Raw genomic sequence first — 15,238 nt, 5'->3', positions numbered from 1 at the left:
AGGTGAGCTTCCCCAATGCCTTGGAAAGAAATATGGGAGAGTCACAGAGGAAGAATTGCCGGGGTGACCGGCGGGCTTGTGTGCGGACTGATTTACTTATTATCCGGTTTTTGGGATATGCTGTTCTTTGCATTAGTGGTATTTATCGGCTATATATTTGGCAAGCGCAAGGATCTGAAGCAGGGCTCCGTGTTCCACTTTCAGGAATGGGGACGATGGCTTTCCGAGCGCTGGCGGCCGTTTAAATGAACCCTGTGATATGCTTTCTCCGGAAAAAATGCTGAGGACAGGTGTAGTGCGCCTTTTTTGCGGAGAGAGATATTCACAGGTTTTTTTTTTGACCTTTTAAATGTTGTCAAGTCTTGACGGCAAATGGATCATACTAATTAGAAAAATGGATTCAGCAGGGTCCACAGGAGGAACAAAATGAAAAGACGTGTAGTAAGAGAGATTGTCGTTCAAAGCCTTTACCAGATGGAGATGAACGAAGTCGACAGTGTCGAAGCCGTGTCGATGCTGCTCTCGGAAGCGGCCGAAGAAAATGAGACCGAGCGGGTCATCGGCGACGAAGGTCAAGTGAAGGAGTATGTGCTGCAATTGGTCAATGGAACCTGGGAATGCAAGGATTCGATTGATGAACTGCTCGCTCATTATTTAAAAGGCTGGCAGGTAAGTCGTCTTTCCCGTGTGGATCGTCAAATCCTGCGTTTGGCTGTATATGAACTTACATCCCGTGAAGATGTGCCTGGCAAGGTAGCCGTTAATGAAGCGATTGAGTTGTCCAAGCATTTCGGAACCGAGGAGTCAGGAAAATTCGTCAACGGCGTACTGGGCCGGATGATTCAGGAGCTGGATCAAGTCAAGGCGAAGCTGCGTCAGTCTTAATCTGTACGCTTAAGCTAAGCTTGAAACGATATCATTCCATCATAATGGAGGAGAGATTAGGATGACAGCAGCAACGATAATTAGCGGAAAACAGATTTCTGAAGAAATTCGCAAGGGGATTGCGTTAGAAGTAGAACAATTGTCCAAGCAGAATGTACGTCCTGGTTTGGCTGTTGTACTTGTAGGGGATGATCCGGCTTCGCATGTTTACGTTCGCAACAAGGAGAAAGCATGTCAGGATCTGGGCTTTTATTCCGAGGTGCACCGTCTTTCCGCGGAATCCAGCCAGGAAGAAGTACTGGCGCTTGTGGACAAGCTCAACGCCCAGGAATCCATTCACGGAATTTTGGTCCAGCTCCCTTTGCCCAAGCACATCCATGAGAAGGCCGTCATTGATGCGATTGCAGTGGAAAAGGACGTCGACGGTTTCCATCCGGTTAATGTGGGTAACCTCGTAATAGGCGACGATAGTCTGCTGCCGTGCACACCTGCCGGCGTGATTGAAATGATCAAGCGGACAGGCATTGAGATTGCAGGGAAGCATGCTGTTGTAATCGGAAGATCCAATATCGTTGGCAAACCGGTATCCCTTCTCCTCCAGCGCGAGAATGCCACCGTTACGATGTGTCACTCTAGAACGGGGAATATGGCTGAAATCGCTCGTCAAGCGGATATCCTGGTTGTTGCGATCGGCAGAGCGAATATGATTGATGCCAGTTACGTGAAGCCCGGCGCGGTCGTAATCGATGTCGGCATGAACCGTTTGGAGAACGGAAAGCTTGCCGGGGACGTTGACTTTGAGAGCGTGAAGGAAGTGTCAGGTCCGATTACTCCGGTTCCCGGAGGGGTGGGACCCATGACCATTACGATGCTCATGCAGAATACCTTGATAGCCGCCAAAAGGCTGAATGGGTTGAGCTGATATGAAGTCGGCAGATCCAGGACGAGTATTATCCGTTAAGGATTTAAACCGTTATATCCGCATGAAAATGGAAGGCGACTCCAGGCTCTCCGACGTATGGATCCGCGGTGAAATTTCGAATTTCACCCATCATTCCAGCGGGCATATGTACTTTACCTTAAAGGATGAAGGCAGCCGGATTCGTGCGATCATGTTTGCGACACATAATCAGAGGCTCCCTTTTATACCGAAGGAAGGCTCTCGCGTTATTGCCAGGGGCAATGTGTCGGTATATGAACGGGATGGTCAGTACCAATTCTATGCGGTTCAAATGCAGCCTGACGGGATCGGCAGTTTGTACCTTGCTTATGAACAGCTGAAGTCGAAGCTTGCGGAAGAGGGCTTGTTTGCAACCGAACGCAAACGCCCTTTGCCGCGTTATCCCAAGACGATTGGTGTTATTACCTCGCCGACGGGTGCCGCTGTTCGGGATATTATGATTACGATCCGGAGACGGTACCCTCAAGCAAGAGCCATTCTTTATCCGGTGCTGGTTCAAGGCAAAGGGGCTGCTCCTTCGATCGTGAAGGCTATTCGAACGATGAATGACATGGCCGAGGCCGATGTGCTCATCGTTGGGCGCGGCGGCGGATCACTGGAAGAGCTGTGGGCATTTAATGAGGAGATCGTTGCAAGAGCTATTTATCAATCCGATATTCCTGTTATTTCCGCCGTTGGACACGAAACGGATTTTACGATCGCCGATTTTGTAGCGGATTTACGAGCAGCTACGCCAACGGCCGCCGCGGAACTCGCGGTACCGAGCAGTGCGGAACTGAAGGGGCAGCTTGTACAAAGCCAGCGCCAGCTCAACCAGGGACTTCAGCAGCGACTTAAGCGAAGTCGTGAACGCTTAGTTTCGCTCCAGCGTTCCCCGGTTCTGGTTCATCCTCGTCGGTATATGCTGCAGCATGCCGAACGGTTGGACATGCTGTCCCAGCGGCTGCAGGGCAACCTGAAATCCCGGCTGTCCCTGGTCCATCAGCGGCAAAAATCACTGCATCAGGGATTAATCCGGTATAATCCGCGAACCCAGGCGGAGTTCGCCGCGAGAAGAAAAGATCAGGCTAACCGGCAGTTAATGAACGCAATGCAGTCGATCATGAAATCCAAGATGTCGCAGCTGCAAACCGAAATGCGGCATCTCGATGCGCTCAGTCCGCTGAAAATTATGTCCAGAGGATATAGTCTCGTGTATGACGAGCAAGAGCAAAAGCTTGTCAAATCCATCGAAGATGTTCAGTTAGGTGATTTGGTTAACGTGAGGGTCAGCGATGGACAGCTGCAGTGTCAAGTGTGGGGAATGAAGGAGGATGAAGAGAATGGCGAATGAAACATTGGAGATCAGTTTTGAAGAAGCGATGGCTCAGCTCGAGACGATTGTGGAGCAATTGGAAGATGGAGACGTGCCGCTGGAAAAAGCCATCGATTTATTTCAACAGGGCATGAAGCTGTCGCAGATGTGCAGCAAAAAGCTGGAGCAGGTGGAGCAAAAAATCGAAATGATCGTAGAAGAAGGCGGAGAACTGAAGCGTAAGCCTTTTGGTGGATCGCTTGATGAGACAGGTGAACTAGGTGAATAACAGACTTCCGATTCATCAATATATGAGTGATATTTGGGACAGACTGGATAGCGAGCTAACCAATCTTTTTCCGCCAGGTTGGAAAGTTCCTGAAACCCTTCGCCAGTCCATGTCGTATTCTTTAATGGCAGGCGGGAAGCGAATGCGTCCGCTGCTTGTCATTGCGGCATGCGAGGCGGGAGGCGGCAACCGTGACGCAGCCCTTCCGGTCGCTTGCGCCGTTGAGATGGTCCATACATATTCCCTTATACACGACGATCTGCCAGCGATGGATGATGATGATTATCGCCGCGGCAAGCCAACAAATCATAAGGTTTTTGGCGAAGCGAGCGCTATTTTGGCCGGTGATGCCTTACTGACGCATGCCTTTTACAGCGTTATCCAGGCTTCCAGAAAGCATGGAATCCCGGCAGAGCGTGTGCTGTCGATTGTAGAGGATCTTGCAGAGTATGCAGGTCCGCGGGGAATGGTAGGCGGGCAGGTTGCCGATATGGAGGGTGAACAAGGGATAACGACGCTTGAGCAGCTTGAGTATATTCACCTGCACAAGACGAGTGATCTGATCATGTTCTCGCTAATGGCAGGCGGGCATATTGCCGGATGTTCGGAATCCCAAATTGAATCCTTGCGAACCTTTGGGCATCATATCGGCCTAGCTTTTCAGATTCAAGATGATATCCTGGATCTGGTCGGGGATGAGTCCAAGCTTGGGAAGCCGGTACAAAGCGATGTGAAACAGGAAAAAGTAACGTATCCGTACTTCATCGGTTTGGACGCATCCAGGGGTGAAGTTGAGCGCCTGACAGCAGAAGCTAAGCGGTCCATTTTAGAAGGGAATTTCAAAGATCCCTCCAGATTGCTGGAGATTGCAGATTTCTTGATGGCGCGGGACCACTAAGCACGCTTTACATGCAAACGGTTTTTTTGTGATATAATGTCTGTTAATGGCTGAATTCATATCAGCTAAAGAAACGTAAACTTAATCAAGGAAAGCGGGGAGATTCTTCGTGCTTCTTCCAAATATCAAGCATCCCGAACAACTTAAACATCTATCGGTGGACGAACTCGAGGATTTAGCAGGACAAATCCGTTATTTTCTTATCGAAAAGCTGTCCGCTACCGGTGGCCATCTTGCACCGAATCTGGGAGTGGTTGAACTCACGCTGGCCTTGCACTATTGCTTTGACAGCCCTCGTGACAAGATGATTTTTGACGTGGGCCATCAAGCCTATGTACACAAGATCTTGACCGGACGGATGGATAAATTTGATACGCTCCGAAAATACAAAGGCTTGTGCGGCTTCGTAAAGCGTTCCGAAAGCGAGCATGATGTCTGGGAAGCCGGACACAGCAGCACCTCGCTGTCTGCTGCAATGGGTATGGCAATGGCGCGTGATCTGAAAGGTGACAACAACCGGGTTATCGCCATGATCGGTGACGGTGCCCTTACCGGCGGCATGGCGTTTGAAGCGCTCAATCACATTGGCCACGAGCAGAAAAAGCTGATGGTCATCCTGAATGACAATGAAATGTCGATTGCACCGAATGTGGGTGCCATGCACAATTACTTAAGCAAGATCCGTTCCGATCGTTATTATCTTCGTGCCAAGGACGAAGTGGAAATGCTCCTGAAGAAAATTCCTGCCATCGGCGGCAAACTCGCCAAGACGGCAGAGAAGATGAAGGACAGCCTTAAATATATGATGGTTCCCGGCGTTTTATTCGAGGAACTCGGGTTTACCTATCTGGGTCCTGTGGACGGACATGATCTGAACAAACTGATCGACACGTTAAAGCAGGCAGATAATGTGGACGGACCCGTTCTGATTCATGCCGTCACAACCAAAGGCAAGGGATACCGGCCGGCAGAATCGGATTCTCATAAATGGCATGGTGTTTCTACTCCTTACAAGATCGAATCTGGTCAAATGCTTAAAACTGTGGGCAATCCAATGTACACGGAAGTGTTCGGACAGACGCTGGTTGAGCTGGGGGAACAGGACAAGCGGATCGTGGCCGTTACGCCGGCGATGCCGGGCGGCTCCGGCTTGATCCCGTTCAGCAAGAAATTCCCTGATCGTATGATCGATGTGGGCATTGCCGAGCAGCATGCTGCGACCTTGTGCGCAGCATTGGCTATGGAAGGCATGAAGCCTGTCTTTGCGGTGTATTCCACGTTTATGCAGCGTGCGTACGACCAAATCGTGCATGATATTTGCCGCCATAACGCCAACGTGATGTTTGCGATTGACCGTGCCGGCTTTGTCGGTGCCGATGGCGAGACTCATCAAGGGGTATACGACGTGGCCTTTATGCGTCATATCCCGAATATCGTTATCATGATGCCAAAAGACGAGAACGAGCTTCGTCATATGATGAAAACAGCGCTCGATTATAACGAGGGACCTATCGCATACCGCTACCCTCGAAACAATGTGCGCGGCGTTCCAATGGACACCGAGCTGGTACCGATTCCGATTGGAACTTGGGAAGTCGTTCGTCCTGGCGAAGGATACGCCATTCTGGCAGCGGGTCCTATGGTTCAATTGGCTGAAGAAGCGGCGGAGCAGCTCAAACGGGAAGGAATTACGGTGCAAGTCGTGAACGCCCGTTTCCTTAAACCGCTTGATGGAGGTATGCTGCGGAACCTGGCGGAGACGGGGACGTCCATGCTGGTTCTGGAGGAAGCCTCGCAAGCGGGTAGTTTGGGGAGCGCGGTTCTGGAATATTTTGCAGAGCAGGGAATTCATGATGCCGTCGTATCTTTAATGGGGATCGAAGACCGGTTCATCGAGCATGGAAGCATACCGCAGCAGCGTGAAGAAGTAGGGCTGACATTGGAATCGGTTTGCCAGGAAATCCGGAGCCTGAAGAATGCCCGGACCGCCGTACTCGGCAAGAGAAGTTTTATGTCTTAGTAAACCATCAGGAGTATAATATGGATTCATCTCAGAAAGAACGAATTGACATCCTGCTCGTGGAGCAGGGATATTATGAGAGTCGCGAAAAAGCCAAAGCTGCGATTATGGCGGGTCTTGTTTATGCCGGAACCGAGCGGATCGAGAAAGCCGGCATGAAAATTCCGAGGACGTCCGAACTGAAAGTCAAAGGCTCGGTTCATCCCTACGTCAGCCGTGGCGGATTAAAGCTTGAGAAAGCGATTCGTTCATTCGATATCGATATGAAGGGGCGCACAATGCTGGATATCGGCTCTTCGACGGGCGGCTTTACGGATTGCGCACTCCAGCACGGGGCCAGTTACGTGTACGCAATTGACGTCGGTTATAACCAGTTGGATTGGTCGCTTCGTAACGATGAACGCGTATGTGTCATGGAGCGAACGAATTTCCGCTATATGACGCCGGACGATCTGAATGGCCCTCGGCCTGATTTTGCCAGCATTGACGTTTCGTTTATCTCCCTTCGCATTATTTTGCCGCCCCTGAAGATGCTCCTGGGTAGACCGGGAGATGTAGCTGCTCTGATCAAACCTCAATTTGAGGCAGGGCGGGAGAAGGTGGGGAAGTCCGGCGTGGTTCGGGATCCGAAGGTTCACAGGGAAGTCTTAACGCAAGTGCTGACTTTTGCGGACGAAATTGGGTTCAAATTAAAAAATCTTACGTTCTCTCCGATTACGGGAGGGGAAGGCAATATCGAATTCCTGGCCCACTGGCGATTAGAGCCGGAGGTTTCTGAAAGCTCGGAAGAACCGACTCAGGGTGATGGACAAGAATCTGTCCATTTGAGTCAATGGATTGATACCGTCGTAACACAAGCGGCTCATACATTCACAGGAAACTCATCGAAATGATGGGTTTCTTTTGCTGAAAAAGAGGAATTGATGTTCTCATCCGCGAATACAAAATTCGAGGTGAGAGGATGAATGAGCGTTATGATTGGTTATTGATGATATTGCTTGGTGTCGTCATTGCCTTGCTTATCGGTTATAGGCTGAATCGTTGGCTGATGTCGCCATCACCGGATCGACTGCCGGGCATCCCGATCAATGAACACATTCCAGATCACCCAGCCATTGGGATGCTCGAACAAGAAGGATATGACGTGGTTGGGGGTAAAGTAAAAATAAACTTATCGTTTGAAACGGGGCAGAGACCTATTTTGAGTCGGTTGTTTATCGATTACGTTGCATCCGATGACAGTGGCGAGCTGTACATGGTCAAGCTGGCACGGGAACGGATGCCGGTCGATTGGACGGGCCCCGGCATTCGCGATCGGTTGATGCCTTTTTTGCTGCTGTATCCCGAATGTGCCGGCCTGCTCTATATTGATGTGAACGAGAAGTCGATTCAGCGTTTAAGCATGGATTGGTCTGACGAAGAATGGATTGGTCAAGATGATTACAACAGTTAATACTCAGGAGGCTCTTTATGAAGGGACAACGCCATATTAAAATCAGGGATATTATTACCCACCAGGATATTGAGACACAGGATGAGCTTGTAGACGCATTGCGTGCTGAAGGTTTTCAGGTCACTCAAGCTACGATTTCACGTGATATCAAAGAACTGCTGCTCATTAAGGTGCCTACAGACGATGGGCGATACAAATACTCCATGCCGACAGATCAGCGTTATAACCCTGTACAGAAGCTCAAAAGAGCGCTTATCGATAATTTTGTTTACATTGACCGTACCGGTAATCTTGTCGTCATGAAATGCTTGCCTGGAACAGCCAATTCCGTAGCCGTGCTGCTCGATAATATGGAATGGACTCAGATCATGGGGACCATATGCGGCGATGACACGATATTGCTGATTTGCCGAACGGAAGATGACGGAGAACATGTGGTAACCCAAATCAAAAATTTCATTTCGTAATCAATTGTGTGACTCATTGGCAGTTTTTTAAGCAGTAGCGGAGGTGGGAAACATGTTAAACACGCTATCCATTCGGAATCTGGCGGTTGTAGAAAGTGTGGATGTGCATTTTTATCCGGGATTTCACGTTCTGACAGGGGAGACCGGTGCAGGTAAGTCCATCATAATCGATGCGCTGGGATTAATTGCCGGCGGCCGCGGCTCAGCTGAACTGATTCGCTACGGCTGCGACAAAGCAGAGATTGAGGCTTTATTCGAGCTGCATGCAGGGCATCCCGTATGGGATACGCTGAAAAAGCTGGGTGTTGAAGCGGATCCAGAAGAGCATTTGTTGATACGGCGGGAACTGACATCTCAAGGAAAAAGCACGTCCCGTATTAACGGACAGCTGCTGAATTTAAGCATGCTGCGCGAAGTTGGAGAAAAGCTCATCAATATCCATGGTCAGCATGAACATCAAAGCTTGCTGCGTTCAGAGCAGCATATGAGTCTTTTGGACACCTACGGGGATAAGGTGATCGGACCTGCCAAGCGGAAATATCAAGAATTGTACGGGGAATTCAGCAAAGTGGAGCGTGAGCTCAAGGACCTGCAGGAGACCAGCCAGAAGGCATATCAAATGCTCGATATGTATCGGTTTCAGTTGGAGGAGATTGCGGCGGCGGAGCTAAAATCCGGTGAAGACGAGGAATTGTCCGAAGAAAGAACCAAGCTGTCCCACAGCGAGAAGATGATGGATTCCGTTGCCGGAGCGTACGACCTATTGTACGGATCCTCGGGACTGGAATCCGTCAGCCGTGCCCTATCCAGATTGGAGGATGTGTCCGGCTACGATGAGAAGGGGTTAAAGCCGCTTGTTGAGCAGCTGCAATCCGCTTATTATCAGCTGGAGGATGCCGTATTCCAGCTAAGGGATTACCGCGACAGCATTGAATTTAATCCGGAACGTCTGAACGAAATTGAGCTTCGTTTAGATATGATCTCCGGATTGCGGCGAAAATATGGGGATAATGTTGAGCAAATTCTGGAATACTACGTGAGAATTCAGCAGGAAACCGATATGCTGGAGAATAAGGACGAATTTATCCAAGCATTGGAACAGCGTCGTGACGAGTTGTTAAGCGTGCTGTTGGTTAGCGCTAAAGAGCTTAGTATTGCCCGCAAGCACTGTGCGCAAGATTTAGCACGGCAAGTGGAGGGAGAACTGAAGGATCTTCAAATGGAGCGCACCTCGCTTGAGGTTCGTATGGAACTGCAGTTGGATCCCAACGGTTATGAGTATGAAGGACATAAAGTAAGGTTGACCAGACAAGGGATGGATACGGCTGAATTCCTCATATCCGCCAATCCAGGTGAGCCACTGCGTCCGCTTGCCAAAATTGCTTCGGGTGGAGAAATGTCCAGAATTATGCTGGCGATGAAGAGTATATTTGCCCGTCATGATCAAATACCGGTCTTAATCTTTGATGAAGTCGACACAGGTGTCAGTGGAAGGGCTGCCCAATCGATTGCGGAGAAGCTGTTTTTGCTGGCCAAAACTTGCCAGGTGTTCTCCATTACGCATTTGCCGCAGGTCGCATGCATGGCGGATCATCAATATTTAATCGAGAAGAAGCTGGAAGCCTCCAGAACGATGACGCAAGTAGAAAACCTGAATGAGGAGGGGCGTGTAAAAGAGCTTGCACGGATGCTTGGCGGAGTCGAGATCACCGAAAAGACACTTCATCATGCCCAAGAAATGCTCAATCTGGCGGCAGCGCAAAAGGCTTCCAGAAAGGCTCCGGGTCAATGATTGACAGTTATAAATCCATAAGGGCAGGGTAACTTAAAGGTACGCAATTGGCGACCACCTTTTCGTCAAGCGAAAGAAGAAAAAGGGAGCGTGACAGCCATTGAAGCCCAACCTCAGGAGAAAACTGCTCGGTTTCGTTCTTGCTTTCCTTCTTTGTTTCATTGGAACTGCTGATCCTGTCCAGTCTTTTGCTTCATTGCCTAATGAGCTGAGATTGATTTCCGGTCAGCAGTCCCGTCTTGATGTGGCCATGCCTGTTCAAGCCCTCGCTTCAGTTGATCGCCCGGATGTCCTGCAGCTTAACGGCTCCCGCGAGTCAAAACTTCAAGTATCGCTAAAGCATCCACTTCAGCTGAATCCCCAGCAAAGCGGAAATGCCGAAGTTACCCTGAAATTATTTGGTAAAATTCCTCTGAAGACAGTTCATGTGAAGGTGATCCCCGAGCTAAAGGTCATTCCTGGAGGTCAGACCATCGGCGTCAAAGTGAAATCCTCCGGTATACTGGTCGTTGGACATCATCTGGTACGTGTTCAAAACGGTGCTAAAGTGTCCCCTGGAGAAGCAGCCGGCCTGAAGGTTGGCGATCTGCTGACCACGATGGATGGAAAGTCGCTTAATGATGTCACAAAGGTTGCTGATATCGTCGAGAAGGCCGGTAAAGCCAATAAGCCATTGGATATCTCCTTTAAGCGTGGCGGCAAAGAAATGGAAACCAAGCTGAGCCCGGCATATGATCAAGAAGATCAGAGCTGGCGCCTTGGTTTGTATATCCGTGATTCTGCAGCAGGTGTAGGCACTTTAACTTTCTACGCACCTCACCAGAAAGTCTACGGGGCTTTGGGCCATGTCATTACCGATATGAATACTCAAACACCCATTGATGTTGGAAGCGGCCAGATTGTTCAGTCCAATGTTACATCCATTAGCCGAAGTGAAGAAGGCGAGCCGGGAGAAAAGCGGGCGACCTTCACAAAAGACGGCAAGATTTTGGGCAATGTTGAGCGCAATACCCATTTTGGCATCTTCGGTAAAATGAATAATCTTCCTGAACACGGTTTGTATCAGGAGCCAATTCCGATAGCCTTATCTCATGAGGTCAAGGAAGGTCCGGCAGAGATTTTAACTGTCGTTGAAGGGCAAGAGGTTGAACGTTTTACAGTGGATATCGTTCATGTTTCTAAACAGGATGTTCCCGCAACGAAAGGGCTTGTACTCCGTATTACCGATCCAAGACTGCTTAAGAAGACTGGCGGGATTGTACAAGGCATGAGCGGCAGTCCAATCGTTCAAGACGGCAAGCTGATTGGAGCGGTTACCCACGTTTTTGTAAATGATCCTAAATCGGGGTATGGATGCTTTATTGAATGGATGCTTCAGGACTCCGGCGTATTACAATCTACAGAATCAACTCCTCAAAATCTTAAGGCAGGTTAATGCCTTGAGATTTTTTTGTCGTAAAATAACGAAATAGAGATTAATTTGAAACAAAATATTTAATTATAAATCAACTTCAAAAAAAAATAAAGAAAAATAATTTTCGACAGAAGGAATTTAAATCAGTATGTCGAAAACTTTATACACAAGAAAAATGTTCTAAACTAACAACTGATCTGATAAAGGAGGAGCACGAATTGCAAAAGATCGAAGTATTATTGGCAGACGACAACCGTGAGTTTACAAACCTGCTTGGTGAATACATTTCGGATCAACAAGATATGGTGGTATCCGGAATCGCTTATAATGGCGAAGAAGTATTGAGCATGATTGAGGAAACGGGAAAAGTACCGGATGTGCTGATCCTTGATATTATTATGCCTCATTTGGACGGCCTTGGCGTACTTGAACGATTACGCGATATGAATTTGTCTCCGCAGCCGAAAGTCATTATGCTTACGGCATTTGGTCAGGAAAATATTACGCAGCGAGCGGTACAATTGGGTGCTTCCTATTATATTTTGAAACCGTTTGATATGGAGGTGCTCGCCAGCCGCATTCGTCAACTCGTTGGCTCGTCCAGCAGCATTTCGTCAGGCGCGTCATTTACAAGTATGAAATCCAATGTGGTTCCTATGGGAAAAGGTAAAAATCTGGACGCGAATATCACTTCGATTATCCATGAGATTGGTGTTCCTGCTCATATCAAGGGCTACCAATATTTGCGTGAAGCCATTACCATGGTATACAACAATATCGAAATTCTAGGGGCGATCACGAAAACGTTGTATCCAGCGATCGCAGAGAAATTCAAAACAACGCCTTCCCGTGTGGAACGTGCAATCCGTCATGCCATCGAAGTAGCCTGGACTCGCGGAAACATCGATTCCATTAGCCATCTGTTCGGCTACACCATCAACATCAGCAAATCCAAGCCAACCAACAGCGAGTTTATCGCGATGGTGGCAGACAAGCTGAGAATTGAGCATAAGGTGTCTTGAAAGGGTAAGGACTAAGGAAGAGATTTAGGGTAAATGAAAGTGGTTGCCCTAAATGTCTACCTGCGCGAAACATTGAAATCACTCCTTTATTGGTTGCGATGTCGTAATCTGTGAAGGAGTGATTTTATTGTTTTGGTCATCGACTTTCAACAAAAACAAACCAGCCCTTAATCCGGCTGGTTTGTTTTTGTTTGGGTAACATAACCCGCTCAACGTCCTTCGGTGTTACGTACCTTCGATTGCTTCACAGATAATACATTTTGAACTGGATATCCTGCTCGTGGTTTCCGAACTTCTTGCCAAATAAGGTGGCGCCTCCAACGTGCTTTGCATCTTCCTTCACTTCAATTCGGAAGGTCCAGCGATCACAGGTTGCATCCAAATCGTCTATGGAGACAGCAGAGAGCGGGTCTCCATCGATATACGTACCGTGGCTCGTAATTCGTATCGTCTTTAGCAGTCCGTATTGGTTGATATTGTGCGGCCACCATGCAGGCGTATATTTCCCCCGCGTATCCGCAAAATCCCCTGGGCTTGTCCACGTGCCGAGTTCGATCCCGTTTAAAGAGAAGGTAATGTCGGAAGGCCAGACATCATTGGAAAAGGGGAATTCTGAGGAAATCTCCAAACTGATTTCGAACTGCTGCAGCTTTTCATCCTTTTGAAGGAAGTTAGCGATGTTGTATTGGATAAAGCCCTCGGTAAACCATAGTATTTCTGCATCCACGCGCTTGGGATCCATGAAGTATTTGGGCTCGTCCACCCGCCCGATAAATTCCTTCTCGGTCGCAAGCCCGCAGGTAGGCTTCAGATCATAGTCCGTGTAATGTCCGATCGGCACGGAAGCCTCGTAAGAAGCAAAGGAATGAAAGATTTTTTTCGGGAAGTTGATTTCGATATGATCCACCTTCAGGATTGAAATTTTCTGTTGGCCCGATTTTCCCGGCACTTTTTCTGTGCGGATTATGCCTGCATCTTCGAGTTTTTTAATATGTTTTGTCACAATCGGACTGCTGATTTGAAGTTCATGGGCCAAATCTTTGATATTCATTTTGTTTTTGGAGAGCAGCTGAATAATCTTGATTCGAACTTCGCTGGCCAAAGCCTCGTAAACCACAAGCGATGACTTGTCTATTTCCAATTGCATATGACCACTTCTTTCAACAAGTTTTTTCATAAACAAAATTCATTAACTAATACGCATCATAACACATGCTTTATTAACCTGCATATAAATCTCACCATTTAATACAACAAAATTCCAATAATTTGATTAACATAATAGTTAATTAAATAAAATATTATCGATAAAGATTTATATTTATGTTATTGACACCGTTTTCAAAACGAGTGTATACTGAACCAAAGTTAATCGTTTTCAACATTCAGGCCAGTGAATGATTAACCAAATGATTAGTAATAGGAGGAGAGTTTGTTGAAGAAAAAAATGGGGGTTTCACTCATACTTGTATTGTTAGCGGTAGCGGTACTAGGGGGATGTGGCAACGGGGATAAGAACACCATTACCTTTTGGACGCCTTTGACAGGTGATGACGGGGCTTACATGGATCAACTTGTGAAGGATTACAACGCCACCAATCCCGAGTACAAAGTGAAGCATGTGATTACCTCGGATATGTATACAAAAATATCAACAGTTCTTAATTCAGGCAAAGGCGTTCCTGATCTGTCCATTATTCATGCGGACCGCGTTCCAAGCTTCGTGAAGCAAGGTGTGTTGGAGCCGATGACGGCAGTCATGCAAAACCAACCAGAATTGAAAGCGGATAACTATTTGCCGCAGGCCTGGGCAACCGGAAACGTAGAGGGCACCCATTATACGGTACCGCTTGATATTCACAGCAATGCGATGTATTACAACAAAAGTTTGCTCAAAAAATACAATGTTGAAAGCTTCCTGGATGATGATGTCGTGACCATTGATGAAATTTTGTCACTGCAAGGCAAGTTGGATGAAGGCGATTACGTGATCAATGACGCACTATTGGGCTGGGTTGTGTTAGCGCAAATCCAGAACCTGGGCGGCGACATTCAACAAGACGGCAAGCCTGCCGTGAACACAGAAGCCATGAAACAAGCGTTTACGGAGATTAAGAAAGTATCGGATGCAGGCTTGATGACCCCTTTTGGTGAGGACGGATATCTGATGTTCCAAGCTGGAAACGTTTTATTTTCCACTGACGGCACATGGAGCTCGACGGCACACGCAGCAGTGGATGGATTGGACTTTGGCGTAACCAACATTTATTCGACGAGTGCAGACAAGTATACGAACCGAGCCTCTTCGCACTTATTCTCCATGCTGAAGAACGATAAGAGAACGGATGAAAAAGAGCTAGCCATCGGTCAGTTCCTGGAATTCATCCGCCAAAACTCGATTGAGTGGGCAAAAGCGGGACAGATCGTAGCGAGTAAACAAGTCATTGAGAGCCCGGAGTACAGTAACTATATTCAGTCATTCTTTACCTCCAACGAAAAAGAAATTGAGTCCTTGTACATTTACACCTACGAGTACTATCCATACGTAGCGGAGGCTGTAGATACATATGCAGCGGATATCGTACGGGGGAATGTTGACATCAACGAAACCCTGGCGACGATGCAGAAATTTGTAGAGGATAAAATCGCGGAAGGCAGCAGTGCCGCAAAGTAAATGACAGCAGAGCAGATTGAAAAAAAGAAAAATGTCCTTGCTTTCATGACACGTTTCTTTTCCAAAGGA

15 protein-coding genes are annotated in these 15,238 nt (G+C 47.9%); 14 read left to right on the top strand and 1 reads right to left on the bottom strand.

What is annotated here, in order from left to right:
- Window positions 1-15: 15 nt before the first annotated feature.
- The 13 genes from ABEW73_RS11805 (at window position 16) to spo0A (ending at window position 12,495) form a co-directional block, all read left to right on the top strand.
- Window positions 16-249: a DUF2273 domain-containing protein gene (locus ABEW73_RS11805; RefSeq protein WP_076320882.1), complete on the top strand. Its 234-nt coding sequence runs from the start codon at window positions 16-18 to the stop codon at window positions 247-249.
- Between the two features lie 177 nt (window positions 250-426).
- Window positions 427-885: a transcription antitermination factor NusB gene (gene nusB / locus ABEW73_RS11800; RefSeq protein ID WP_430170683.1), complete on the top strand. Its 459-nt coding sequence runs from the start codon at window positions 427-429 to the stop codon at window positions 883-885.
- Window positions 886-946: 61 nt separating this feature from the next.
- Entirely contained in the window at window positions 947-1,807 is an 861-nt protein-coding gene (gene folD / locus ABEW73_RS11795; protein ID WP_100536241.1) for a bifunctional methylenetetrahydrofolate dehydrogenase/methenyltetrahydrofolate cyclohydrolase FolD, read from the top strand.
- 1 nt (window position 1,808) lies between these two features.
- Entirely contained in the window at window positions 1,809-3,179 is a 1,371-nt protein-coding gene (gene xseA, locus ABEW73_RS11790; RefSeq protein WP_430170681.1) for an exodeoxyribonuclease VII large subunit, read from the top strand.
- Complete coding sequence (gene xseB / locus ABEW73_RS11785; protein WP_076320886.1) at window positions 3,169-3,429, top strand: exodeoxyribonuclease VII small subunit; 261 nt, start codon at window positions 3,169-3,171, stop codon at window positions 3,427-3,429. The genes xseA and xseB overlap by 11 nt, the downstream gene beginning before the upstream one ends.
- Window positions 3,430-3,451: 22 nt before the next feature.
- Window positions 3,452-4,327 (top strand): polyprenyl synthetase family protein, encoded by an 876-nt coding sequence (locus ABEW73_RS11780; protein WP_430171246.1) that lies wholly within the window; start codon window positions 3,452-3,454, stop codon window positions 4,325-4,327.
- Window positions 4,328-4,436: 109 nt separating this feature from the next.
- On the top strand, window positions 4,437-6,347 hold the full coding sequence (gene dxs, locus ABEW73_RS11775) for a 1-deoxy-D-xylulose-5-phosphate synthase (protein ID WP_430170679.1): 1,911 nt from the start codon (window positions 4,437-4,439) through the stop codon (window positions 6,345-6,347).
- A gap of 20 nt (window positions 6,348-6,367) precedes the next feature.
- Window positions 6,368-7,240 (top strand): TlyA family RNA methyltransferase, encoded by an 873-nt coding sequence (locus ABEW73_RS11770; protein ID WP_430170677.1) that lies wholly within the window; start codon window positions 6,368-6,370, stop codon window positions 7,238-7,240.
- A gap of 68 nt (window positions 7,241-7,308) precedes the next feature.
- On the top strand, window positions 7,309-7,800 hold the full coding sequence (locus tag ABEW73_RS11765; protein WP_430170676.1) for a hypothetical protein: 492 nt from the start codon (window positions 7,309-7,311) through the stop codon (window positions 7,798-7,800).
- A 17-nt stretch (window positions 7,801-7,817) separates the two neighbouring features.
- Window positions 7,818-8,267 carry a transcriptional regulator AhrC/ArgR gene (ahrC, locus tag ABEW73_RS11760; protein WP_430170675.1) on the top strand — a complete coding sequence of 150 codons (450 nt, stop codon included), beginning with the start codon at window positions 7,818-7,820 and terminating at the stop codon, window positions 8,265-8,267.
- A 52-nt stretch (window positions 8,268-8,319) separates the two neighbouring features.
- The gene (gene recN / locus ABEW73_RS11755) at window positions 8,320-10,059 is read left to right on the top strand and encodes a DNA repair protein RecN (RefSeq protein WP_430170673.1); all 1,740 of its coding nucleotides are present in this window, start codon (window positions 8,320-8,322) and stop codon (window positions 10,057-10,059) included.
- 100 nt (window positions 10,060-10,159) lie between these two features.
- Window positions 10,160-11,494 carry a SpoIVB peptidase gene (gene spoIVB, locus ABEW73_RS11750; RefSeq protein ID WP_430170672.1) on the top strand — a complete coding sequence of 445 codons (1,335 nt, stop codon included), beginning with the start codon at window positions 10,160-10,162 and terminating at the stop codon, window positions 11,492-11,494.
- A 197-nt stretch (window positions 11,495-11,691) separates the two neighbouring features.
- Window positions 11,692-12,495 (top strand): sporulation transcription factor Spo0A, encoded by an 804-nt coding sequence (spo0A, locus tag ABEW73_RS11745; RefSeq protein WP_076320894.1) that lies wholly within the window; start codon window positions 11,692-11,694, stop codon window positions 12,493-12,495.
- Window positions 12,496-12,739: 244 nt separating this feature from the next.
- Here the strand turns inward: spo0A and ABEW73_RS11740 are convergent, their stop codons facing one another.
- Window positions 12,740-13,642, bottom strand: a complete 903-nt coding sequence (locus tag ABEW73_RS11740; protein ID WP_430170671.1) for an ArsR/SmtB family transcription factor — start codon at window positions 13,640-13,642, stop codon at window positions 12,740-12,742.
- Between the two features lie 285 nt (window positions 13,643-13,927).
- Between ABEW73_RS11740 and ABEW73_RS11735 the strand changes: the two genes are divergently transcribed.
- The gene (locus tag ABEW73_RS11735) at window positions 13,928-15,169 is read left to right on the top strand and encodes an extracellular solute-binding protein (RefSeq protein ID WP_430170669.1); all 1,242 of its coding nucleotides are present in this window, start codon (window positions 13,928-13,930) and stop codon (window positions 15,167-15,169) included.
- The last annotated feature ends 69 nt before the right edge of the window (window positions 15,170-15,238 follow it).

It is taken from the genome of Paenibacillus lautus (assembly GCF_050482385.1).
Classification (GTDB): Bacteria; Bacillota; Bacilli; order Paenibacillales; family Paenibacillaceae; genus Paenibacillus_AQ; species Paenibacillus_AQ lautus_B.
Note: the sequence above shows the minus strand (reverse complement) of the source record. Positions and strands in the feature narration are given on the sequence as shown.